Raw genomic sequence first — 21,666 nt, forward strand, 5'->3', positions numbered from 1 at the left:
TCCCTCAGAGGCTGCCGAGGAGGGCGGCGGTGTCCGACATGCGGTTGGAGAAGCCCCACTCGTTGTCGTACCAGGACATCACGCGGACCAGCCCGCCATCGACCACCTGCGTCTGCGTCGCGTCGAAGGTCGAGGAATGCGGGTTGTGGTTGAAGTCGATGGAGACCAGCGGCGCCGTGTTGTAGCCGAGGATGCCCTTCAGCTCGCCCTCGGCGGCGGCCTTCATCACCTCGTTGACGGCCTCCTTCGTCAGCCCTTCGGTCTTGGCCGGGACGAAGTCCAGGGAGACGAGGGAGACGTTCGGGGTCGGGATGCGGATGGCGGTGCCGTCCAGCTTGCCCTTCAGCTCGGGCAGCACCAGGCCGACGGCCTTGGCCGCGCCGGTCGAGGTCGGAATGGCGGAAACCGCCGCGGCACGGGCGCGGTGTAGATCCTTGTGCAGCGTGTCCACGGTGCGCTGGTCGCCGGTATAGGCGTGGATGGTGACCATGTAGCCGCGCAGGATGCCGAACTTCTCATGCAGCACCTTGGCCACCGGAGCCAGGCAGTTGGTGGTGCAGGAGGCGTTGGAGACGATGACGTGATCCTTGGTCAGCGTCTTGTGGTTCACGCCATAGACGATGGTGGCATCGACACCGTCGCCGGGGGCGGAGATCAGCACCTTGCGGGCGCCGGCCTGCAGCAGCTGCGCCGCCGAATCCCGCTTGGTGAAGAGGCCCGTGCATTCCAGCGCCACATCGACGCCCTGGTACGGCACCTTGGTCGGATCGCGTTCCGCGCTGACCTTGATGGGGCCGTAGACGCGGCCGTTGTGCTTGATGGTGATGGCGTTGCCCTCGACGCCGACCTCGCCGGGGAACACGCCGTGCACGCTGTCGTAGCGGAAGAGGTGGGCATTGGCCTCGACACTGCCGAGGTCATTGATGGCGACAACCTCGACATCGCTGCGACCGCTTTCCACGATGGCGCGCAGCACCAGCCGCCCGATGCGTCCGAAGCCGTTGATCGCGACCTTAACAGCCATGGTGTGTTTCCCTCGTCTCTGTGAAAAGTGGTCTTGAACGCTGCGTTTCAGGCCAGCTTGCGCCGGACTGCCGATACCACCGCCTCGACCGTGATGCCGAAGTGGCGGAAGAGATCGTCCGCGGGTGCCGAGGCGCCGAACCCCGTCATGCCCACAAAGGTTGCGTCCGCGCCCAGCCAGCGCTGCCAGCCGAAGTCCAGCGCGGCCTCGACGCCGATCCGCGGCGCCTCGCCAAGCACGGCGCCACGGTAGCCCTCATCCTGCAACGCGAAAAGCTCCCAGCAGGGCAGGGAGACCACCGCGGTCGGCACCCCCTCGGCCTGCAGCGTCTCGCGCGCGGCCATCGCCAGATGCACCTCGGACCCCGTCGCCACCAGCGTGGCGCGGCGCGGCCCCTCGGCCTCGGCCAGCACATATCCGCCGCGGGCGCAGCGGTTCTCGCCCGCCTCGCCGCGCAGGGCGGGAAGGTTCTGCCGCGACAGCGCCAGCACCGAGGGTCCGTCCGTGCGCTGGATGGCCAGGTCCCAGCACTCCGCCGTCTCCATCGCATCGGCGGGGCGGAAGACGCAGAGGTTCGGGATCGCCCGCAGAGAAGCCAGGGTCTCCACCGGCTGGTGCGTCGGCCCGTCCTCTCCCAGGCCGATGCTGTCATGCGTCAGCACGTGGATGACGCGGGTGCGCATCAGGGCGGCGAGGCGCAACGCGGGCCGCAAGTAATCGGCGAAGACCAGGAAGGTTCCGCCATAGGGGATGACCCCGCCATGCAGCGCCATGCCGTTCATCGCCGCGGCCATGCCGTGCTCGCGGATGCCCCAATGGATGTAGCGGCCGCCCAGATTGTCCGGCGACAGGACCGGCACACCCTTGACGTTGGTGTTGTTGGAGCCGGTGAGATCGGCCGAGCCGCCGATCATCTCCGGAATGGCCGGCACCAGCACCTCCAGGGTCTTCTGGCTCGACACGCGGGTGGCCGCCTTCGGCTTCTCCTCGGCGATGCGCTGGCGGAAGGCCGCGCTGGCCTCGTGCCAGCCTTCCGGCAGCCGGCCGGCCATGGCCCGCTCGAACTCGGCCTTCTGCTGATGGTTGGCCAGCCGCTTCAGCCAGGACCGGCGGGTGCCGGCGGAGCGCCGCCCCGCGGCTTCCCAGGCGGACTTGATATCGGCCGGGATCTCGAAGGGCGGGCTGCTCCAGCCCAGGGCCTCCTTGGCGGCGGCGGCCTCCGCGCTGCCGAGGGCGGCGCCATGACTGCCCGCCGTGCCCGCCTTGGTGGGGGCGGAGAAGCCGATGATGGTGCGGCAGGCGATGATGGTGGGCTTGCGGCTGCGCGTCGCGGCCTCGAGCGCCTTCTCGACGGCAGCGGCGTCGTGTCCATCGACGCGCCGCACCGCCCAGCCATAGGCCTGGAAGCGCTTCAGCACATCCTCCGAGGAGGCCATGCGGACATCGCCGTCGATGCAGATGCCGTTATCGTCCCAGAGCACCGTCAGCTTGGAGAGCCTGAAGTGGCCCGCGATGGCGGCGGCCTCGTGGCTGATGCCCTCCATCAGGCATCCGTCGCCCGCGATCACCCAGGTCCTGTGGTCCACGAGGCTGCGGCCGAACCGGACGGCGAGGTGCCGCTCCGCCAGCGCCATGCCCACCGCATTGGCCAGGCCCTGGCCCAGCGGCCCGGTGGTGGTCTCGATGGCGGGGTGCTCGCCATACTCCGGATGGCCCGCGGCCACGGAATGCAGCTGGCGGAACCGCTTCAGATCCTCGATGCCCATGCCGGCATGGCCGGACAGGTGCAGCCAGGCATAGAGCAGCATGGAGCCATGCCCGGCGGACAGCACGAAGCGGTCCCGGTCCGGCCAGGTCGGATCGGCGGCGTCATACTTCAGGAACTTGCTGAACAGGACCGTCGCCGCGTCCGCCATGCCCAGAGGCATGCCGGGATGGCCGGACTTGGCCTGTTCCACGGCATCGATCGCCAGCACCCGGATGGCGTCCGCCATGCGCCGCGTCTCGGTGCATGGCAGTGCCAGGATGCGGTCCTGCGCCGCCAGAGCGGGGTTGCCGGAGGGATCGGGGAGGGGAGCGATACTGGCCAAGGTGGAGAACCTCTCTGGCATCGGACGGCTATAAGGCTGAGATTACGGCGCGGCAACCCGCTGGCACCGCCCCGTCCCAGCTCCGCCAGTCCGGCTGATTCGTCGGGGTTGCGGCTGCCCATAGCCCGGCGAGGCCCACCCGGCCAGCCTTCCTCTCGCATGCCTGCCGCCGGCGCGCGGAACTTCCCGGAGCCGGGCGTTGCGAGCCGGCGGCGAAGTTGCCACCTTCCTCCACCATGAAGCTGCCTTTTCCCGTGACGCGCCATAAGCCGGGCTTCCGCGAGACCGCTCTCTTCAGGCCGGCCTGCGTGGTGCTGGTCGCGGACCCCGCCTTGCCGGAGGCCGCCATCCTGGCCGCCAATCTGGCCGCCGGAGGCTTCGAGGGGCGCATCCACGCCATCGGCATCGAGGCGCCGGGCCTGCTCGCGGCGCCGGACATCGAATCCCTGCCCGAGGTTCCCGACCTGGCCGTGATCTGCCTCCCCCCCGAGGCGCAGCGGGAGGCCATGGCGAGCCTGGCCCGGCTGGGCTGCTTCGCCGCCGTCATTCCGGTCGCCTCGCCCGACCTCGCCGAACTCTGCGAGGCGACGGGCATGCGGGCGCTGGGCGGCCATAGCTTCGGCCTCTGTCTCCCCTCGATCGGGCTGAACGCCAGCCTGTCCCACCTGCCGCCCCGTCCCGGACGCCTGGCGCTGCTCTGCCAGTCCTCGGCCATGGCCCGCGCCATCATCGACTGGGCGGACGGGGAGGAGCTGGGTTTCTCCCATATTGTCGGCATCGGCACGAACCAGGGCCTCGGCTTCGCGCTCTCGCTCGACTGGCTGGCTCGGGACCCGGAGGCCGGCGCGGTGCTGCTGGATCTCCGCCGCATCAAGAACCGCAGGATGTTCATCTCCGCCGCGCGCGCCACGGCGCGGACCCGGCCCGTCGTCGCCATCCGGCCCGGCGGCCGGCAGTCCGATGCGAGCGGGACGGCGGATGCCGTCATGGAGGCGGCGCTGCGCCGCGCCGGCGTCCTGCGCGTCTCCGGGCTGGAGGACCTGCTGTCCGCGGCGGAGACGCTGGCGCGCCTTCGCTCGGTCGTGCGGCGCGGCAAGGATGCGCTGCCCGGCAACCGCATCGCCATCGTGGCCAATGGCCAGGGACCGGCGCAGCTGGCCGCGGACGACGCCCTCCGGGGCGGAGCCCGGCTCGCCGAATGGACGGAGAGCGATGCCGCCGCCCTTCGCCTGGCGCTGCCCAGCGCCAGTTCCGGCAATCCCCTGTTGCTGCCCCCGGAGGACAGTCACCGCCTCGGCGAGGCAGCGAGCCTGGTGGCGGCGCTGCAGGGCGTGGACTCGGTGGTCGCCATCCACGCCCCGGCACCCCTGCAGGATGGCGAGATCACCGCCGGACTGCTGGCGGCCGCCTGCAAGGCGACGCGGGGCGCGCCGATCCTGGTGTCCTGGCTCGGCCGGGCCGGTGCCGATGTGGCCCAGCAGCGCCTCGGGCAGCAGGGTATCGCCGTCTTTCCGACGCCCGAGGCCGCGATCCGCGGCGCCCTGCATCTTGCGACGGACCGCCGCAACCGCGCCGCGGCCGCCGAGCTGCCACCGCGCGAGGTCCTCGAGGTGGTGCCGGACCGCCAGGCCGCACGGTCGCTGATCGAGCGGATGCGAAGCGACGGCCGGCTGGACTTCAACGAGGCCCAGGCGCTGAGCCTGCTGAGCGCCTATGGCATTCCGGTCATCCCTGGAAAGGCGGTGGCCAGCGTCGAGGAGGCCATCGAGGCGGCCATGCGCATGGGCTTTCCCGTGGTGCTGAAGGCGCTCTCCCCGGATCTGCCGCGCAAGACCGAGGTGGGCGGCGTGGTCCTTGGCATCAAGGACGTGTCGAGCCTCCGGCAGGCCGCGGCCGGCATGCTGCGGAACATCCGCGCGCAGCGGCCCGATGCGCGGCTGGATGGCTTCCTGGTGCAGCGCCAGGCCATGAGCGGGCGCCGGCGCAGCCACGAGTTGCGGATCCGGCTGGGCGATGACGCCATGTTCGGCCCCTTCATCGGCTACGGCCGTGGCGGCACCGCCTCGGATTTCGAGCCTGACGTGGCCTTCGATCTGCCGCCGCTCAACCGGACCCTGGCGCTGGCGCAGATCCGGCGCACCCGGAGCGTCCGCCTGCTGGAAGGCTTCCGCGACCATGCCTCCGTCGATCTGGCAGCGGTGGCCGATACGCTGGTGCGGGTCTCCCAGATGGCCATCGATTTCCCGGAGATCGAGGGACTGATCATCAACCCCCTGCTGGCCGGGGATGAGGGCATCCTGGCGCTGGACGCCTCAGGGCGGCTGCGCGCACCGGGCGTGGTCTCGCAACTGGCCGTGCCACCCTATCCGGCCGAGCTGTCACGCCCCTGGACCGCGCGGGACGGGCGCCAGGTGGTCATCCGGCCGATCCGCCCGGAGGACGCGGCCGCCCATGCGGAAGCCTTCCGCAACCTCGCCCCCGAGGATGTCCGCTGGCGCTTCTTCAGCCAGTTGAAGGAGCTGCCCGCCGCGCAGATAGCCCGCATGACGCAGATCGACTACGATCGTGAAATGGCCTTCGTGGCGGTGGAAACGCCTGAGGGCGGCGTTCCGCGTACGGTCGGCGTCGCGCGCCTGATCCGCGAGCCCGGTCTGCGCCAGGGCGAGTTCGCGGTTGTCACCCTGCCGGCCTGGAAAGGGCAGGGACTTGGCCGGCAGTTGATGGAACGGCTGATGGAATGGGCGCGCGACCATGCCCTGGAACGCATCGTCGGGCAGGTGCTGGTGGGCAATCAGCCGATGCTCGGCTTCGTGCGCGCCCTCGGCTTCACCCTGCGCCGATCCGCGGAGGATGAGGAGGTCATGGATGCGATCCTTGACCTCCGCCCGTCCTAGCGCGGGCCGCTTTCCCGGATCAGGTCCCGCACGCGGCTGGCCGCCGCGGGCCCCTTCAGCGCGTTGCGCCAGGCAGACTCGGCGACCCGCTGATGCACCGAGACCGCTTCATCCGCCGCCGTGATGGTGCCGACACCGATCGCCGCGCTGGAGGTCACATCCGCGGCGAAGGGGCTGGTGCAGACATGCGCCCGGTCGCGGCCCCGCAGGACCATGAAGCCACCCGCGGGTTCCATGGACAGCAGGCCGAGCTGCAGGCCGATCGGCACGCTTTCCATCAGGGAGGCGATGCTCTCCACCTCGGTCCGCGCGGCGAGGCGGCAGCGGGTCCGCGTGCGTTCCGACACGGCCATCCCCGCCGCGACGCCCTCGGCGAGGAAGCGCCTGATCGCCCCTTCGGACAACATGGAGATGATATTCGCGCGGCGCGACTGGTGCAGCTTCTTGCGCGCGGCGAGCAGGCCCATGGCCTGATCCGCGGCGGCCCTGGCCGCCACCCGCTCGGAGGAGCCGTCAGCGGCTTCCGCCCAGGCCTCGGCGAGGGCGCCATCGAAGGCTTCCGTCGTCGTCTGATAGCAGAAGGCGCCGCCGACCTGCAGGATCTGGTCGGACTGCTCCTCCACCTGGCGCAACCGCTCCTGGAAGGCGATCGGTCGGGAGAAATATTCGACGCCGATGCCCAGCAGGGAGAGCGGCGAGATCTTCAGCAGCTCCGCCAACCGGCGGATGGTGTCGAGCTTGATGACCTCGCCTTTTTCATAGCGATAGAGCGCGGCGCGTGACACGCCGAGCCGCGCCGCGATTTCCTCCGCGCGTAGGCCTGATTCCAGGCGGTAGGCCCGCAACTGCTGGCCGATATCGGCGAATCGCATGGCACCTCTTGTCGATATCAACCGTGACGAATCTTTCGCAGAGCGAGAATCTCGCCCGGCGGCTTTGTTTCCGAAAATGCGTGGAGACGCGCCACAAGGCAATCAAAGAATTGCCAGAATTGGTCCAGACTCTCATCCCGAGAGCGAGAGCGGTTAAAATTCCCCTCCGGCACCGCGCCCGGACCGTCTTAGTCGTTGACCTTGTGCTGGGCGAGCCGTTCCAGCGCCTGCACCAGCCCTGAATGATCCCAGTCCTCGCCGCCGGCCGCCGCGCAGGCGGAGAAAAGTTGCTGGGTGGAGGCCGTGTTCGGCAGCGCGACGCCCAGCGCCCGCGCCGATTGCAGGGCCAGGTTCAGATCCTTCTGATGCAGGCGGATGCGGAAGCCCGGATCGAAGCTGCGCGTGATCATCCGTTCACCGTGCAGTTCCAGGATGCGGGATGTGGCGAGGCCGCCCATCAACGCCTGCCGGACCTTCGCCGGATCCGCGCCCGCCTTGCTGGCGAAGACCAGGGCCTCGGCCACGGCCTCGATGGTCAGCGCCACAACAATCTGGTTGGCGACCTTGCAGGTCTGCCCGGCGCCGTTCTCCGTGCCCACCAGGGTGATGTTCTTTCCCATCGCCTGGAACAGCGGCAAGGCCTTGTCGAAGGCCTGCTGCGGACCGCCCACCATGATGGTGAGCGAGGCCTGCCGGGCCCCCACCTCGCCACCGGAAACCGGCGCGTCGAGATACTCGCAGCCGGCGGCGTTGATCTTGCGGGCGAAGGTCTTGGTGTCGGTCGGGCTGATCGAACTCATGTCGATCACCAGCTTGCCGGCGGAGAGTCCCTCGGCCACGCCATCCTGCCCGAACAGCACCGCCTCGACATCCGGCGTGTCCGGCACCATCAGGATGATCGCCTCGGCCTCGCGGGCCACCGCAGCCGGGCTCGGCACGACCGTCGCGGCCTCCCGGATCTCAGCGGCAAGGCTCTTGCGATCGGGAACGACGAGGTCGTGGCCAGCCTGCTTCAGGTGCAGCGCCATGGGCCGCCCCATGATGCCGAGGCCGATGAAACCGATTTTCATGATGGGAACTCCTCCGCGTTACGATTGGGATGTCCGTGGCGGCGCCCGGCGCGTCAGCGCGGGCGGTAGGGCGCGAACCAGGACAGTCCTTCCAGGGTGTCGCCCCGGGGCCGGTATTCGCAGCCGATCCAGCCGCGATAGCCGAGCGCGTCGATGCGCTCAAAGACGTAGGGCCAGTTGACCTCGCCGGTGCCCGGCTCGTTCCGCCCGGGCACGTCGGCCACCTGCATATGCGCGATGAGCGGAAGGTGCTTCTCCACGCGCCTGACGATGTCGCCCTCGGTAATCTGGCAATGATAGAGATCGAACTGCAGGCCGATGCGATCCGGCCCCAGGCTGCCGATGATCGCGGCGGCCTGATTAGTGTCGCGCAGGAAGAAGCCTGGAATATCCCTCTGGTTGATGGGCTCGATCACGGGCTTCACCCCCGCCTTGGCGCATTCCTCCGCCGCCCAGTGCAGGTTCACGGCATAGCTGGCCGCCATGGCTTCCCGGGATACGCCCTCCGGCACGAGGCCGGCCATGACGTGCAGGCGGGGGCAGGACAGCGCCGCGGCATAGTCCAGGGCCTTCCGGATCGCGTCGCGGAATTCCGCTTCCCGGCCGGGAATGGCGGCCATCCCGCGCTCACCGCCCTGCCAATCGCCCGGCGGCGCGTTGAAGAGCACCTGGCGGAGGCCATTGTCCTGAAGCCTGCGCGCGATCTCGGCGGCCGGAAAATCATAGGGAAAGAGAAACTCGACCGCCTCGAAGCCGCCCCGACGCGCCGCTTCGAACCGTTCGAGGAACGGCAGCTCCTGGAACATCATGGAGAGGTTGGCGGCGAAGCGTGGCATGCGGCGGGACCTCGGCTGGTCACCCGCCCGGGCGGGTGCGTTCCTCAGGCGGGCCACGCTAGTCGGCCTGTCGCCGAGTGCAAGCCCCCGGACCCCCATGCGTTCAGGAGGGCGCTGGCAGAACCGCTGCAGGTCGGGCAGATTTCCCGCATGTCCCTTTCATCCTCGCCGGACCAGCACGGCCTCAAGCCCGCCCGCCTGCTCGGGTTGGCGGCACTCCTGACTCTGCTCGGGGGGTGCCTGATGGTCCTGAGGCCATTCGTCTCGGCCCTGCTCTGGGCGGCGATCCTGGCCTTCTGCACCTGGCCCGCCTATCGGACCCTGCGGGACAGGCTGCATCTGCGGCCCTCGCTGGCCGCCCTGGTCATGGTGACGATCGAGATGCTGCTCCTGGGCCTGCCGATCCTTTTCGCCGCGCCGATCCGCGCCGAGGACGTGGAGAGCCTTCGTCAGGCGATCGACGGCTTCATCGCCAGCGGCCTGCCCAGCCTCGGCGGCAAGCTGGCGCAGATCCCGATCATCGGCGAGTTCCTGGGACGGCAGTGGGACTCCCTGCAACTCGACTTCACCCCGCTCACCAATCTGCTCCAGCCCTATGCCGGCGTCATCGCGCAGCAGGCACTCGGCCTCCTGCTGGCGGTGCTGTCGGGCCTCGCGGAGCTGGTCCTGGCGATCCTGCTCTCCTTTTTCTTCTACCGGGACGGCCCGCGCATGGCCGCCGGGCTGGAGGCGGTGATCGTCCGCATGGCCGGTGCCCAGGCGCGACGCCTGGTGCAGCTCACCGCCAATGTCACGCTCGGCGTGGTCTACGGGCTGCTGGGCACGGCGGTGGCGCAGGGCGTGCTCACCGGCTTCGGGCTCTGGATTTCCGGCGTGCCGCAGCCGGTGCTGCTCGGCGTGGTGGCGGGGCTCATCTCCATCCTGCCGATCGGCGCGCCGGTCGTCTGGTTGCCGGCCGCGCTGTGGCTGTTCAGCCAGGGCTCGACCGGCTGGGGCCTCTTCCTGCTGATCTACGGCGCGGGTGGCATCAGCAGCGTGGACAATGTCATCCGACCCTGGCTGATCAGTCGCGGCGCCGACCTGCCGCTGCTTCTCACCATCCTCGGTGCACTGGGGGGCATCTTCGCCTTCGGCTTCCTCGGGTTGTTCCTCGGGCCGGTGCTGCTCGCGGTGGGCTTCACCCTTCTGCGCGACTGGGCGGAGGAGGAGCCGCAGACGCTGCGTTGACGCGCCTGTGTCTTGTCTCTCCGAGGCGGCGTACCGAACTGTCGCTTCATGATCGATCCGAAAATCCTTCTCGAGCAATTCCTGGGCGCCGGCCGATCCGGCGGACAGGCGAACCCCTCGAACCCTCGGGCCGGCGGCGGCGATTTCGGCAGTCTGATCGACGCCGCGCGTGCCGCCCTGGGTGGCGGCGGACCGCAGGCTCCGCAAGGACAGTCGGCCCCGGGACAGACCTTCCCCGGACAGGGTGGCCCGCCCCCCGCGCGAGGCGGCTCGGGCTTTCCGGGCGCGGGTTTTGGCGGTGGTGGCCTCGGAGGCGCCGCCATGGGCGGGCTGCTCGGCATGCTCCTGGGCCGGGGCCGACGGGGTCGCTCCGGCGGCCTGCTGGCCACGCTGGGCCCGATGGTGCTCGGTGCCCTGGCCAGCCGTGCCTTTCAGGCCTGGCAGCAGGGCCGGGCGGCGCAATCCTCCACGCCCCTGGCGCCACAGCAACTGGCTGAGGTGGATCCCCGCTTCCTGCCCTCCGCGGCCCCCGCCACCGATGGCCAGCCTTTCGAGTTCGCGGTCATCCGCGCCATGGTCGCAGCCGCCAAGGCGGATGGGCATCTGGACGAGCAGGAGCGCGCGCAGATCCTGGGCCAGATGTCGGAAGGCGGCATGGATGTCGAGGCCCAGCAGTTCCTCGCCGAGCTGATGGCATCCGACCTGAGCCCAGCCACCGTCGCAAAGGCGGCCGGCAGCGAGGAGCAGGCATCACAGCTCTACGTGGCCTCGCGCATCGTCGTCGATGCCGAATCGCCTCAGGAGCGCGCTTATCTGGACGCGTTAGCGGTGGCCTTGAGGCTTCCCCCGGACTTGGCCGCGCATCTCGATCATCAGGTGACGGTCACGCTGCAAGGCTAGCCACGCGGCGCCGTGGGTCATCGGCCCACGGCGTAGCCCTGCATGCCACGAGGGTTCGCCCCCGCGAAGATCTGTCCGTCCGGCTCGCGCCGCACGGCGGACAGCCGTCCTTCCGACCATTCCCCGCCCATCTCGGCCAGATGGCCCCGCGCCTTCAGATCCTTCAGCACCGCGGCATCGAAGCGCCCTTCCAGCACCACCTTCCCGGGGCGGGCGACGCGCGGCCAGAAGCTCGACGGCCAGTGCTCGGTATGGAAGGAGGGGGCGTCGATCGCCTGCTGGATCGTGAGGCCGTGGTCGATCATGCGGGTGAGCATGATGGGCTGCCATTGATCCTGCTGCTCGCCGCCCGGTGTGCCGAAGGCCATCCAGGGCCGCCCGTCGCGCAGGGCCATGCCGGGTGAGAGCGTGGTCCGGGGCCGCTTGCCCGGCCTCAATCCGTTCGGCAGGCTTTCGTCGAGCCAGAACATCTGCCCCCGCGTTCCCAGGCAGCAGCCGAGCTCCGGGATAGCGGGAGACGATTGCAGCCAGCCGCCGGAGGGCGTGGCGGACACCATATTGCCCCAGCGATCGATGACATCGACATGGCAGGTGTCCGCGCCGCTGACGCCGAGGCGCGACACCGTGGGCTCGCCGACGCCGGCAACCTCGGAGAGCTTCTGCGCGCGCCGGGCCGCGTCATGGTCCACCCAGGCCCGGTGCCCCGGGATGCAGCCCGGCCGGAGCTCCAGGGAGGCCTGCCGGCCGATCAGGCCGCGGCGGCGCTGGCTGTACGGTTCCGACAGGAGCTCCGCCATCGGCACGTCCGTGAAGTCGGGGTCGCCGTAGTAGGCTTCCCGATCGGCGAAGCCGAGCTTCATGGCCTCGACAACCGTATGGACATACTCCACCCCCAGGGGGTCCATTCCCGCCAGGTCGAAGCCCGCCAGGATGGCCAGGGTCTGCAGCATGGCGGGACCCTGGCTCCAGGGGCCGCATTTGAGCACGGTGACGCCGCGATAGTAATAGGCCAGCGGCGCTTCCACCGGCGCACGCCAGCGTGCCATGTCCTGGCCGGTGAGAAGCCCGGCATGGCGGCGGCCGGAGGCGTCCAGCACCTCCGTCCGGCGGCAGAAGGCGTCGATGGCCTCGGCGACGAAGCCCTGGTACCAGGCGCGTCGCGCCGCCTCGATCTGCGCGACGCGGTCGCCGCCGGCGGCTTCCGCCTCCCGCACCACGCGCCGGTACGTCTCGGCCAGCGTGGGGTTGCGCCAGAGCTGGCCGGCGCGCGGCCCGCCGTCCCGTAGCCACAGGGCGGCGGAGGTTGGCCATTCCTGCTCGAACAGGGGCCGCACGCTCTCGACCGTCGCGGCGATGCGGGGCACGTAATGGATGCCGCGCTCGGCGTAGCCGATGGCGAAGTCCAGCACGTCGCCCAGCTTCCAGCTGCCCCAACTCTGCAGCATGGTCGCCCAGGCATCGAAGGCGCCGGGAACCATGGCGGGCAGAAGGCCGGTTCCGGGGATCAGGTCGAGTCCCAGCTCGCCCTTCACCCTGGCGACGCTGAGGGCCTCCGGCGCCGGCCCCTGGCCGCAGATCACGGATTGCCGCCCCGATGCGGCGTCATGGACGATGATCGGACAGTCTCCGAGGGGGCCGTTCAGATGCGGCTCGGCGATCTGAAGGGTGAAGCCCGCCGCCGCCGCGGCGTCGAAGGCATTGCCGCCGCGTTCCAGAACCGCCATCGCCACCTGGCTGGCGATCCAGTGCGTGCTGCCGACAGCGCCGAACGTGGCGGCGATCTCCGGGCGGGTTGTGAACATTCTGCTGCTCCTGCGGCGAGGCGGGCTTGGGTGCTTGCCTCGCCGTCTCTGCGCGTCGAAAACCGGCCGGTCAACCTCGGAGGACGGGATGAAGGGCAGGCTGATCACGGTGGTCGGCGATTCGGGCGCGGGCAAGGACACGCTTCTTGGCCTGGTCCAGGATCGGTTGCGGGAGGATGCCCGGTACCGCTTCGTGCGCCGCTTCATCACCCGGCCCGCCGAGACCACCCGCCACGCCGGTGCGGAGGATCACCTGCCGATCTCCGGCACGGCCTTCCGGGAGGCACTGGCCACGGGCGCCTTTGCCCTGCACTGGGAAGCGCACGGCCTTTCCTACGGCATCCCGCGCGACATCGAGACTGATCTGACGGAAGGCCGCATCGTCGTGGCCAATCTGTCGCGGACCGTGCTGGAGGAGGCCAACCGGCGCTATCCGTTGCTGGTCCTGCTGGTGACGGCGCCGCTGGCGCTCAGGGCGGCGCGCCTCGCCGCGCGGGGGCGGGAAAGCCAGGAGGAGGTCGCCCGCCGCCTCGGCCGCACGGCGCCGCTCGCGGCCGGGCTCGAGGTGATCGAGATCGCCAATGATGGCACGCCCGAGGCGGGCGCCGCCCGCCTGCTGGCCGCGCTCCACCGGGCCTCGGCCGCGGCGGCGATCAGCCGGCGAGCCTGAACCGCTCCAGAATCAGGAAAGGTTCGCTCGGCCCGGCCTGGGCGAACAGGCATACCTCCCGCACCCGCCGGGGCCGGCCCGCGGCGGTGCCCAGGGCCGCCTCGGCGGCCGGGCGCAGAATATCGGCCTCCCCGGGCGTCAGGCGGCGGGACAGCGTCATGTGGAAGCGCCAATCCTCGAAGACATGAGGATAGCCCCAGCGGTACAGGTGGCTGCGCTGCCGCTCCGCCAGCCGCTCGGGCCTGCGCCGTGCGACCTCGGCCTCGGTCAGAGGCGCCCGGCAGGGCTCCAGCATCTCGACCGCGGCATCGGCGAGAGCCTGAAGGGCGGGGCAGGGGTGGCTTTCCCGCAGCGCCAGGAAGCCATCCAGATCCGCCACCACGAGGGGGGGCAGGTCGAAGGGCGCGATCCGCCCCGCGAGGTTCCGGGCGGCCTCGCGAACTCCCGCCTCCGGGATGGCGGGACGGAAGGGCGCCTTCAGCGTCGCGTGGAAACCGTATCCGCGCGCATCGGCCGTCACCTCGGCCAGATCCAGCCCGGCGATGGAAGGCTGGGGCAGCGCAGCGCCCGTCTCCGCGTCCCGGCCCAGCCAGGCGGAGGCCGCGGCATGCAACGGATCCTCCCGCTCCGGGGCCCAGTAGAGCGCCAGCCGCGCGCTCATGCGATGCGGCTGCCTTCGCGCCACACGCTCCGCACCACGGGGATGCCGTCCAGCGGGCGCAAGCGGACCAGATCGGCGCGCCGGCCTGCCTCGAGCCGCCCGCGGTCCTGCATCCGCAGCATGCGGGCCGGCGCGTCGGTGATGGTGGCCACGGCGGCGGGGAGGCTGATGCCGGTCTGCGCCACAGCGCGCCAGACGGCCTCGATCATGGCCGGCGGGACATAGTCGCTTGCGAACACATCCACGAGCCCGGCCCGGACCAGATCGGCGGCGGCGACATTGCCGGAATGGCTGCCGCCGCGGACGATGTTCGGCGCTCCGGCGATGATCTCCATGCCATGGCGCCGCGCGCTCCTGGCCGCCTGCAGCGAGACCGGGAATTCCGAGATGAGCACGCCATCGGCGGCGTTGCCGGCGATCTCCTCCTCGTCCCAGTCGTCGTGGCTGGCCAGGGGCAGGTGGCGATGCGCCAGCCGGTCCAGCAGGGCGCGCCGCTGGGGCCCGCGCAGCCGCTCGCGCTGCTCCAGCAGGTTGGCGATCCGGCGATCCACCTCGTCGGCCGACAGGCCGCCCCGAAGCCGCATGGCACGGTAGCGCTCGACATCGACATACTGCCCGACGCCCGGCGAGTGATCCATGAGGCTCGCCATGCGCACGGCCGGATGGTCGGCCACCCGCTCCAGCAGGGGCAGCAGGTCGGGCGCCGGCAGTTCGCAGCGCAGATGCAGGAAATGCTCGCTCTTCAACAGGCCGGTCGGCGCCAGGGCATCGAGGTCGGCCACCCCGTTCAGGAAGGTTTCCGTACGCTCGGCATCGAAGCCAAGGTCGCCCAGGCACAGCGCGTCCAGCACGGTGGTGACACCGGCGGCCGCCGTCTGCGCGTCATGCGCCAGGAAGGCCGAGCGGGAAGGCCACCGGGCCGCCGAGCGGGGCAGGACCTGGCGCTCCAGATTGTCCGTATGGACGTCGATGACGCCCGGGATCAGGTGGTCGCCCTCCAGGTCGATGGCCCCCGGCAACCGGCTCGGGCCGGGCTGGAGCTCGGCGATCAACCCGTCCCGGACCAGGAGGGTCCCGGCCTCCACGCGATCCGGCAGGACCAGCAGGGCGTTGGTCAGAGTGGTTTCGGCGGTCATGCGGCGTCCTGGATGGGCAAGACTTCAAGAAGGCGGTCGGCGACCCTGTCGCGCACCTCGGTATCATGGAAGATGCCGATGATGGCGGCGCCGGCCCGCTTGGCCTCGGCGATCAATGTCATCACGACCTCGCGGTTGGCGGCATCAAGGCTGGCTGTCGGCTCGTCGAGCAGGAGAATGGGGTAGCCGGGGCCGAAGCCGCGGGCAAGGTTGACGCGCTGCTGCTCGCCGCCCGAGAAGGTGGCGGGAGGAAGGCCATGCAGCCGTTCCGGCAGATTCAGCCGGAGAAGCAGGTCGCGGGCCCGGCTCCGGGCGGCCTCGGCCGCCATGCCGGCGGCGATCATGGGCTCCGCCACGATGTCGAGGGCACCGACACGCGGGATGACCCTCAGGAACTGCGAGACATAACCCAGGGTGCGGCGCCGTATCTCCCGCATCGCCCGGGCATCGGCGGCGGTGATCTCCACCGGCTCGCCCTCGTGCCGCAGCCAGATGTGGCCATGCTCGGCGCCGTAATTGCCATAGAGGCATCGCATCAGCGTGGACTTGCCGGCCCCCGAGGGGCCCGCCAGGGCGACGCATTCGCCCGGCATCACGCTGAACCCGACATGGGCCAGCACCGGGATTCTCAGCCCCCCCTGCAGATGCAGGCGGAAGCTCTTGCCGAGATCTTCGGTCCAGAGGGAAGCCGTCATGCCGCCAACACCGATGCGACGAGAAGTTGCGTGTAGGGATGCTGCGGATCGTCGAGCACCCGATCGGTCAGCCCATGCTCCACCACGCGGCCGTGGCGCATCACCAGGATGCGGTGCGCCAGGAGGCGCGCGGCGGCGATGTCATGCGTGACCAGGAGCACCGCGATGCCGAGATTGGAGACCAGCCCGCGGATCAGGTCGAGGAGGCGGGCCTGGACCGAGACGTCGAGCCCGCCGGTCGGCTCGTCCATGAAGACGAGGCGCGGGCGGGTCACCAGTGTCCGGGCGATCTGCAGGCGTTGCTGCATGCCGCCGGAGAAGTCGCGCGGCAGGTCGTCGATGCGCGTGGCGTCGATCTCCACCCGCCGCAGCCAGTCCAGCGCCTCCGCGCGGATATCGCCGTAGTGGCGCGCGCCCACCGCCATCAGCCGCTCGCCGACATTGCCGCCGGCGGAGACGTTCATGCGCAGGCCGTCGCGGGCATGCTGGTGCACGAAGCCCCAGTCGGTGCGCATCAGGCGGCGCAGCGCCGCGGCGCTCATGTCATGCACCGAATGGGCCATGCCCTCCAGGTCCCGATAGACCACCTGGCCCGCATCGGGCCGCATCTGCCCCGACAGGACGCGCAGCAAGGTGGACTTGCCGGAGCCGGACTCGCCGACGATCGCCACGACCTCTCCGGGATGGATGTCGATCTGCACATCCTCGAGGGCACGGATGGCGCCGAAGCGCAGGGCCAGGCCGGAAGCCTCCAGAAGAGCGCCGCTCATGCCGCGTTCTCCGTGCGGGAGGCCTGACGCTCCTCGCAGTAATCGGTATCCGAGCAGACGAACATGCGGCCGCCGCGATCGTCGGTCACGACCTCGTCGAGGTAGCTGTCCCCGGCTCCGCAGAGGGCGCAGCAGCCCTTGGCGCGGTGCGCGCGGAAAGGATGATCCTCGAAATCGAGGCTGCGCACGGAGGTATAGGGCGGCACGGCATAGATGCGCTTCTCGCGGCCGGCGCCGAAGAGCTGCAGCGCGGGCATGCGGTCCATCTTCGGATTGTCGAAGGCCGGGATCGGCGAGGGCGACATGAGGTAGCGCCCATGCACCATCACCGGATAATTATAGGCGATGCTGATCTCGCCATGGCACGCGACGTCCTCGTAGAGCTTGACGTGCATCACGCCATAATCGGCGAGGCCATGCATGCGCCGCGTCTCGGTCAGGCGCGGTTCCAGCCGGAACATCGGCTCGGGCATGGGCACCTGATAGACGATGATCTGACCTTCCGTGAGCTTCGCCTCCGGAATGCGATGGCGCGTCTGGATGATGCTGGCCTCCCTCGTCCGGGTGGTCACCGCGATCCCCGCGACGCGCCGGAAGAAGTGCCGGATCGACACCGCGTTGGTGGTGTCGTCGGCGCCCTGGTCGATGACCTTCAGGACGTCGTCCGGCCCGAGCAGCGAGGCGGTCACCTGGATCCCGCCCGTCCCCCAGCCATAGGGCAGCGGCATCTCGCGGCCTCCGAAGGGCACCTGGTGCCCGGGAATGGCGATGGCCTTGAGAATGGCGCGGCGGATCATCCGCTTGGTGTTCTCATCCAGGTAAGCGAAGTTGTAGCCCGGGTCGGCGGTCATTCCGCGGCCTCCACGGATCGGGGTTCTGCCGCGGCGGCCTCCCGCAGGCGGCGCACCACTTCCAGCTCGCTCTGGAAGTCGACGTAATGCGGCAGCTTGAGGTGCTCGACGAAGCCGGTCGCCTCGACATTGTCGGAATGGAGCATGACGAATTCCTCGTCCTGGACCGGCGCCGCGCGGTCCTCGCCGAGAGCGCCGGCCTGCAGGGCCCGATCCACCAGGGCCATCGACATGGCCTTCCGCTCGCAGCGGCCCAGCACCAGCCCGTAGCCGCGCGTGAACTGCGGCGGCTGGCTGCGCGAACCGTGGAACTGGTTGACCATCTGGCATTCGGTGACCTCGATCTCGCCGAGATCGATCTCGAAGCCAAGCTCCGGCGGAACCATGGAAACGGTGACCAGGCCCTGCCGGATCTCGCCGACGAAGGGGTGGCTGTTGCCGTAGCCCCGCTGGGTCGAATAGCCGAGGCTGAGCAGGAAGCCTTCGTCGCCACGGGCGAGGTTCTGCAGGCGGGCGGAGCGGTCGGCCGGAAAGCTCTGCGGCTGGCGGGTCAGGTCTGCCGGCTCCTGGCCGTCCTCCGGCTCGCGCGCCATCAGCCCCTCGCGGGACAGCAACTCGGTGACATGCGGCGCGGCGGGTTGCGGCTCGGCCGCCTGGGGCGCCGCCTCCGGCGCGGCGTCCGGACGGGCGAGGGAGAAATCCAGCAGGCGATGCGTGTAGTCGTAGGTCGGGCCGAGCACCTGGCCGCCGGGCAGATCCTTGTAGGTGGCCGAAACCCGGCGGTTGAGCCGCATGGCGGCGGTGTCGAGGGGCCGCGCATAGCCGAAGCGCGGCAAGGTGGTGCGGTAGGCCCGCAGCAGGAAGATCGCCTCGATCAGGTCGCCCTGCGCCTGCTTGATGGCCAGTGCCGCGAGGCCCCGGTCGAGGCAGGAGCCTTCCGCCATGACCCTGTCCACCGCGAGACCAAGCTGCTGCTCGATCTGCGCGATCTCCAGCTCGGCGGTGACCGGATCGCCCCGCCGGGTCTCGCCAAGCCAGGCATGGGCGTGGCGAATGGCCTGCTCGCCACCCTTGACCGCAACATAAGCCATGGCCTCAGCCCTCTCGGATGCGCAAGGTGCGGGGCAGGGCCGCCAGATCCCGGCCCGCGCAGAGGATGGCGTCGACGCCACGCGGGAAGGCGCGGCCCATCTCCGCCCATTCGCCGATGAAGGATGCCGGCGCATCGCGCACCTCGAGCCGATGCTCGCGCTCGATGCCGGGGCCCGACAGACGCCATCCCGCCTCGCCGCGGAGCGCGGCGACCTGCCAGATCAGTGTCGCGCCGGCCTGCGGGTCCTCGTCGCTGCCCGCCGGCAGGGCCGACAGGGACGGGGGGGCGCCGACGATCAGGGCGAAGGCGGCCTGGCCCGGCTGCGGGACGATGGGGCAGCCGCAGTGGAAGCGGAGCCAGTCGGCCGCCTCGCCCCCGACATCGGTGAAGAGCGGTGTCTCGGCATCCACCAGGGTCAGCAGCGCCGCGGCGGTGGCCGGAGCCAGCGGGGCGGGCGGGGTGGGTGCCGCCTCAAGGCGCTGGATGCGGCCGGGGCGGCTCATGGCTTCCAGGATGGCGCGGAAGCTCGCCTGCGTATCCAGGACAGGATCAGCGAAACCGGGGCGCATCAGCGCATGCTCGCCATGGTGAAGAACTGCACGCGCGTCGCGGCGGCCTTGCGCGCCGTGGCTTCGGCGCCGGCGGCCTGCGCGGCGGCCAGGGGCGCGATCACGCCCGAGAGGAGGGCCGGACGGCGCTCGGGGTCCTGCAGGGCGGCGTCCAGCACGGCGGCCAGCTCCGCCTTCCGGTCGTCCCGGCCCAGGATATAGGCGTGTCCCATCCGCCCGTCGGACAGGGTGATGCTGCAGCGGGTGACGACGGCTTCCGACAGGTTGAAGGCGGCGCCGTCGCCGCCGGCGCGGCCCCGCAGCATGACCAGGCCCGTCTCGGGGCCTCGCAGCCGGGTGTGGGACGGCAAGGGCGGCACGGCTTCGAGGTGTTCGGTCATCGCCGCCGCGCTCGACCGGGCCAGGATGCCCATCCAGCGCCTTCGTTCGCCGTGGTCCTGAGGAAAATCTGACAAGGCAGCCTCGGGGTCTGTTGAGATGTCTAGACGACTAGATATCCGATCCCCTACAGTCAATCCGAATTTGCCACCTCACCTCAGGATGAAGCTTGAAGCTTTGATGACGACGCAGAACTCGGCCAAAACCCTGGCGCGTGGTGAGGGCGTCGCCCTGTGGCGCCAGATTGCCCAGTCGCTTGAACGAGGCATGGCGGAAGGCGTCTTCTCGCCCGGCGAACGCCTGCCGACCGAGGCCGCGCTGGCGGCCCGGCACGGCGTCAACCGCCACACCGTCCGCCGCGCGCTGGATTCCCTGGCGCTGCGGGGCCTGATCCGGATCGAGCAGGGGCGAGGCTCCTTCGTCGCCGACGACATGCTCGACTACCCCCTCGGGCCGCGCATCCGTTTCTCGGAAGTGATACGCGCGCAGAATCGCGAGCCCGACGGGCGCATCCTGCGCCTGCTGGAAGTCCCGGCCGAACCCTCCGTGGCCGAGCCCCTGCGGATAAGGGTGGGCCGGCCGGTGCTGCTGGTGGAGCGGCTGGGCCTCGCCGATGGCCGGCCCGTGGTGCTGGGGCGCCATCATTTCGTGCTGCCCCGCCTGGCGGGACTGGCCGAGGCCCTGCGCGACCAGGCTTCCATCACCACCGCCCTCGGCCGCTGCGGCATCGCGGACTACCGGCGCCGCTGGACCCGCCTGACGGCTCGCCTGCCGGAGGCCGAGGAGGCGGAGCGTTTGCAGCAGGCCCGGCTGCGGCCGGTCATGCAGGCGGAGGCGCTGAACGTCGATCCCTCCGGGGAACCGATCGATTACACCCTGTCATGCTACGCCGCCGGGCGCGTGCAGGTGGTCATCAGTGACGGCGGCGGAGTGGATTCATGAAGGCTTGGGTGATTTCCGGCGGCCAGCTCCTCCGGGACAACGCGCTGCGGAACGAGGATCTGTTTCTCGGAGGCGGCGTCGTCCTGCCAGACCCGGCAGCGGGCGCCGCGAAGCTCGATGCCCAGGGATTGCTGGTCCTGCCCGGTATCGTCGATATCCACGGGGACGCGCATGAGCGGCAGTTCCAGCCCCGGCCCGGCGTCAGCTTCCCGTCCGCTCTCGCCCTGCGCGATTCGGAGTCCCAGATCCTTGCCGCCGGGATCACGACGGCCTTCCTGGGGGTGACGCTGTCCTGGGAGCCCGGCCTGCGATCGGTCGCGGCCTGGCGGCAGATCCTGCAGGCGCTGGAGGCGGCCAGACCCTGGCTGTCCGCCGATCTGCGCGTGCATCTGCGCTTCGAGGCCGACAACCTGGATGCCTTGGAGGAGGCGCTGGCGGATATGGAGGCCGGCCGGGTCGATCTCCTCGCCTTCAACGACCACACGCCCAGCATTGTCCGGAAGCTTCAGGACGAGCGCCAGGCCGCCAAGTACGCGGAACGGGCCGGCATCGGCCTGGACGCCTTTCGTGACCTCGCCCGGGCTGCCATGGCCCGGCGGGCGGAGGTGCCGGAGGCCCGCAGGCGGATGGCGGAGATGGCGCGGCGTCTCGATCTGCCAATGGCCAGCCACGACGAGGCCAACCTTGACGAGCGCGAGGCCTTCCGCGCCCTCGGCGTCGGCATCAGCGAGTTTCCCATGGCCGAGGCCGTGGCCGAGGCGGCGCAGCGGGCGGGGGAGGCGGTGGTGATGGGAGCGCCCAATGTCGTGCGCGGCGGCAGCCATCTGGGCTGGGCCAGCGCGGCGCCGTTGGCGGAGCAGGGGCTGGTGACGATCCTGGCCTCGGACTACGTCTGGCCGGCGCTTCTGGAGGCGGCTTTCACCCTGCTCGATCGGGGCAGGCTCGACCTGCCGGCCGCCTGGGCTCTCATCAGCGGCAATCCGGCTCGTGCCGCGGGGCTGCGGGACCGCGGCGACCTCCTGCCAGGCATGCGTGGGGATGTCGTGGTGGTGGATCCGGCACGGCGGGCGCCGGTTGCCGTCTTCTGCGCCGGCCGATTGGCCTGGGCCCAGGCTGAATTCGGCTCACGGCTGCGGCAAGGTTGATGAACAAGAAAAGGGCGCCGTTGCCGGCGCCCTTTTCTTGT

General features: G+C 70.4%; 20 protein-coding genes. 6 read left to right on the forward strand and 14 right to left on the reverse strand.

Features of this window, described 5'->3' with window-relative positions; genetic code table 11:
• Window positions 1-4: 4 nt before the first annotated feature.
• Entirely contained in the window at window positions 5-1,024 is a 1,020-nt protein-coding gene (gap, locus tag D9598_RS17350) for a type I glyceraldehyde-3-phosphate dehydrogenase (protein WP_198367801.1), read from the reverse strand.
• 47 nt (window positions 1,025-1,071) lie between these two features.
• The gene (gene tkt, locus D9598_RS17355) at window positions 1,072-3,135 is read right to left on the reverse strand and encodes a transketolase (RefSeq protein WP_198367802.1); all 2,064 of its coding nucleotides are present in this window, start codon (window positions 3,133-3,135) and stop codon (window positions 1,072-1,074) included.
• Window positions 3,136-3,368: 233 nt separating this feature from the next.
• On the opposite strand from tkt, the gene D9598_RS17360 reads away from it, so the two are divergent.
• Window positions 3,369-6,008, forward strand: a complete 2,640-nt coding sequence (locus tag D9598_RS17360; protein WP_370592070.1) for a bifunctional acetate--CoA ligase family protein/GNAT family N-acetyltransferase — start codon at window positions 3,369-3,371, stop codon at window positions 6,006-6,008.
• Here the strand turns inward: D9598_RS17360 and D9598_RS17365 are convergent.
• The 3 genes from D9598_RS17365 to otnI all read right to left on the reverse strand — a co-directional run bounded on the left by D9598_RS17365 (window position 6,005) and on the right by otnI (window position 8,786).
• On the reverse strand, window positions 6,005-6,880 hold the full coding sequence (locus D9598_RS17365; RefSeq protein WP_198367803.1) for a helix-turn-helix domain-containing protein: 876 nt from the start codon (window positions 6,878-6,880) through the stop codon (window positions 6,005-6,007). The genes D9598_RS17360 and D9598_RS17365 overlap by 4 nt on opposite strands.
• A 188-nt stretch (window positions 6,881-7,068) precedes the next feature.
• Window positions 7,069-7,950 (reverse strand): 2-hydroxy-3-oxopropionate reductase, encoded by an 882-nt coding sequence (locus D9598_RS17370; protein ID WP_198367804.1) that lies wholly within the window; start codon window positions 7,948-7,950, stop codon window positions 7,069-7,071.
• A gap of 53 nt (window positions 7,951-8,003) precedes the next feature.
• Window positions 8,004-8,786, reverse strand: a complete 783-nt coding sequence (otnI, locus tag D9598_RS17375) for a 2-oxo-tetronate isomerase (protein WP_198367805.1) — start codon at window positions 8,784-8,786, stop codon at window positions 8,004-8,006.
• Between the two features lie 150 nt (window positions 8,787-8,936).
• Between otnI and D9598_RS17380 the strand changes: the two genes are divergently transcribed.
• Both D9598_RS17380 and D9598_RS17385 read left to right on the forward strand, forming a co-directional pair.
• Entirely contained in the window at window positions 8,937-10,013 is a 1,077-nt protein-coding gene (locus tag D9598_RS17380) for an AI-2E family transporter (RefSeq protein ID WP_198367806.1), read from the forward strand.
• 48 nt (window positions 10,014-10,061) lie between these two features.
• Window positions 10,062-10,913 carry a tellurite resistance TerB family protein gene (locus D9598_RS17385; RefSeq protein ID WP_232477386.1) on the forward strand — a complete coding sequence of 284 codons (852 nt, stop codon included), beginning with the start codon at window positions 10,062-10,064 and terminating at the stop codon, window positions 10,911-10,913.
• Between the two features lie 17 nt (window positions 10,914-10,930).
• Here the strand turns inward: D9598_RS17385 and D9598_RS17390 are convergent, their stop codons facing one another.
• The gene (locus tag D9598_RS17390) at window positions 10,931-12,715 is read right to left on the reverse strand and encodes a gamma-glutamyltransferase family protein (RefSeq protein WP_198367807.1); all 1,785 of its coding nucleotides are present in this window, start codon (window positions 12,713-12,715) and stop codon (window positions 10,931-10,933) included.
• A gap of 88 nt (window positions 12,716-12,803) precedes the next feature.
• On the opposite strand from D9598_RS17390, the gene phnN reads away from it, so the two are divergent.
• Window positions 12,804-13,385: a phosphonate metabolism protein/1,5-bisphosphokinase (PRPP-forming) PhnN gene (gene phnN / locus D9598_RS17395; protein WP_198367808.1), complete on the forward strand. Its 582-nt coding sequence runs from the start codon at window positions 12,804-12,806 to the stop codon at window positions 13,383-13,385.
• Here phnN and D9598_RS17400 read toward each other — a convergent pair.
• From D9598_RS17400 to phnG, 8 genes are read right to left on the reverse strand one after another with little or no spacing between them, the layout of a single operon-like run.
• Window positions 13,369-14,046, reverse strand: coding sequence for a DUF1045 domain-containing protein (locus tag D9598_RS17400; RefSeq protein WP_198367809.1), 678 nt, complete (start codon window positions 14,044-14,046; stop codon window positions 13,369-13,371). The two genes, phnN and D9598_RS17400, sit on opposite strands and share 17 nt — an antisense overlap.
• Window positions 14,043-15,182: an alpha-D-ribose 1-methylphosphonate 5-triphosphate diphosphatase gene (locus D9598_RS17405; RefSeq protein WP_198367810.1), complete on the reverse strand. Its 1,140-nt coding sequence runs from the start codon at window positions 15,180-15,182 to the stop codon at window positions 14,043-14,045. Before D9598_RS17405 ends, D9598_RS17400 begins: the two co-directional genes overlap by 4 nt.
• Complete coding sequence (gene phnL, locus D9598_RS17410) at window positions 15,179-15,877, reverse strand: phosphonate C-P lyase system protein PhnL (RefSeq protein WP_198367811.1); 699 nt, start codon at window positions 15,875-15,877, stop codon at window positions 15,179-15,181. The genes D9598_RS17405 and phnL overlap by 4 nt, the downstream gene beginning before the upstream one ends.
• Window positions 15,874-16,647, reverse strand: a complete 774-nt coding sequence (gene phnK / locus D9598_RS17415) for a phosphonate C-P lyase system protein PhnK (RefSeq protein ID WP_198367812.1) — start codon at window positions 16,645-16,647, stop codon at window positions 15,874-15,876. The genes phnL and phnK overlap by 4 nt, the downstream gene beginning before the upstream one ends.
• Window positions 16,644-17,498, reverse strand: a complete 855-nt coding sequence (locus D9598_RS17420) for an alpha-D-ribose 1-methylphosphonate 5-phosphate C-P-lyase PhnJ (protein WP_198367813.1) — start codon at window positions 17,496-17,498, stop codon at window positions 16,644-16,646. Before D9598_RS17420 ends, phnK begins: the two co-directional genes overlap by 4 nt.
• A complete protein-coding gene (locus D9598_RS17425; protein WP_198367814.1) occupies window positions 17,495-18,589 on the reverse strand; it encodes a carbon-phosphorus lyase complex subunit PhnI in 1,095 nt (364 codons plus the stop codon). Before D9598_RS17425 ends, D9598_RS17420 begins: the two co-directional genes overlap by 4 nt.
• 4 nt (window positions 18,590-18,593) lie before the next feature.
• Entirely contained in the window at window positions 18,594-19,160 is a 567-nt protein-coding gene (gene phnH / locus D9598_RS17430) for a phosphonate C-P lyase system protein PhnH (RefSeq protein ID WP_198367815.1), read from the reverse strand.
• Window positions 19,160-19,675 carry a phosphonate C-P lyase system protein PhnG gene (phnG, locus tag D9598_RS17435; RefSeq protein WP_370592071.1) on the reverse strand — a complete coding sequence of 172 codons (516 nt, stop codon included), beginning with the start codon at window positions 19,673-19,675 and terminating at the stop codon, window positions 19,160-19,162. The genes phnH and phnG overlap by 1 nt, the downstream gene beginning before the upstream one ends.
• A 43-nt stretch (window positions 19,676-19,718) precedes the next feature.
• Here phnG and phnF point away from each other — a divergent pair, with 43 nt between their 5' ends.
• Window positions 19,719-20,480, forward strand: a complete 762-nt coding sequence (gene phnF, locus D9598_RS17440; RefSeq protein ID WP_198367817.1) for a phosphonate metabolism transcriptional regulator PhnF — start codon at window positions 19,719-19,721, stop codon at window positions 20,478-20,480.
• Window positions 20,477-21,625 (forward strand): alpha-D-ribose 1-methylphosphonate 5-triphosphate diphosphatase, encoded by a 1,149-nt coding sequence (locus D9598_RS17445; RefSeq protein WP_198367818.1) that lies wholly within the window; start codon window positions 20,477-20,479, stop codon window positions 21,623-21,625. The genes phnF and D9598_RS17445 overlap by 4 nt, the downstream gene beginning before the upstream one ends.
• Window positions 21,626-21,666 lie beyond the last annotated feature (41 nt).

Source organism: Roseomonas sp. KE0001 (genome assembly GCF_016107285.1).
Lineage (GTDB): Bacteria > Pseudomonadota > Alphaproteobacteria > Acetobacterales > Acetobacteraceae > Pseudoroseomonas.

Coding starts and splice junctions, on each gene's coding strand:
- D9598_RS17400 (WP_198367809.1), bottom strand. CDS start 14,046: ATGAGCGCGCGGCTGGCGCTCTACTGGGCCCCGGAGCGGGAGGATCCG.
- phnH (WP_198367815.1), bottom strand. CDS start 19,160: ATGCGCCCCGGTTTCGCTGATCCTGTCCTGGATACGCAGGCGAGCTTC.
- phnN (WP_198367808.1), top strand. CDS start 12,804: ATGAAGGGCAGGCTGATCACGGTGGTCGGCGATTCGGGCGCGGGCAAG.
- D9598_RS17365 (WP_198367803.1), bottom strand. CDS start 6,880: ATGCGATTCGCCGATATCGGCCAGCAGTTGCGGGCCTACCGCCTGGAA.
- D9598_RS17370 (WP_198367804.1), bottom strand. CDS start 7,950: ATGAAAATCGGTTTCATCGGCCTCGGCATCATGGGGCGGCCCATGGCG.
- phnK (WP_198367812.1), bottom strand. CDS start 16,647: ATGAGCGGCGCTCTTCTGGAGGCTTCCGGCCTGGCCCTGCGCTTCGGC.
- D9598_RS17390 (WP_198367807.1), bottom strand. CDS start 12,715: ATGTTCACAACCCGCCCGGAGATCGCCGCCACGTTCGGCGCTGTCGGC.
- tkt (WP_198367802.1), bottom strand. CDS start 3,135: ATGCCAGAGAGGTTCTCCACCTTGGCCAGTATCGCTCCCCTCCCCGAT.
- D9598_RS17425 (WP_198367814.1), bottom strand. CDS start 18,589: ATGGCTTATGTTGCGGTCAAGGGTGGCGAGCAGGCCATTCGCCACGCC.
- D9598_RS17380 (WP_198367806.1), top strand. CDS start 8,937: ATGTCCCTTTCATCCTCGCCGGACCAGCACGGCCTCAAGCCCGCCCGC.
- D9598_RS17385 (WP_232477386.1), top strand. CDS start 10,062: ATGATCGATCCGAAAATCCTTCTCGAGCAATTCCTGGGCGCCGGCCGA.
- D9598_RS17405 (WP_198367810.1), bottom strand. CDS start 15,182: ATGACCGCCGAAACCACTCTGACCAACGCCCTGCTGGTCCTGCCGGAT.
- otnI (WP_198367805.1), bottom strand. CDS start 8,786: ATGCCACGCTTCGCCGCCAACCTCTCCATGATGTTCCAGGAGCTGCCG.
- D9598_RS17445 (WP_198367818.1), top strand. CDS start 20,477: ATGAAGGCTTGGGTGATTTCCGGCGGCCAGCTCCTCCGGGACAACGCG.
- phnF (WP_198367817.1), top strand. CDS start 19,719: ATGACGACGCAGAACTCGGCCAAAACCCTGGCGCGTGGTGAGGGCGTC.
- phnL (WP_198367811.1), bottom strand. CDS start 15,877: ATGACGGCTTCCCTCTGGACCGAAGATCTCGGCAAGAGCTTCCGCCTG.
- gap (WP_198367801.1), bottom strand. CDS start 1,024: ATGGCTGTTAAGGTCGCGATCAACGGCTTCGGACGCATCGGGCGGCTG.
- D9598_RS17420 (WP_198367813.1), bottom strand. CDS start 17,498: ATGACCGCCGACCCGGGCTACAACTTCGCTTACCTGGATGAGAACACC.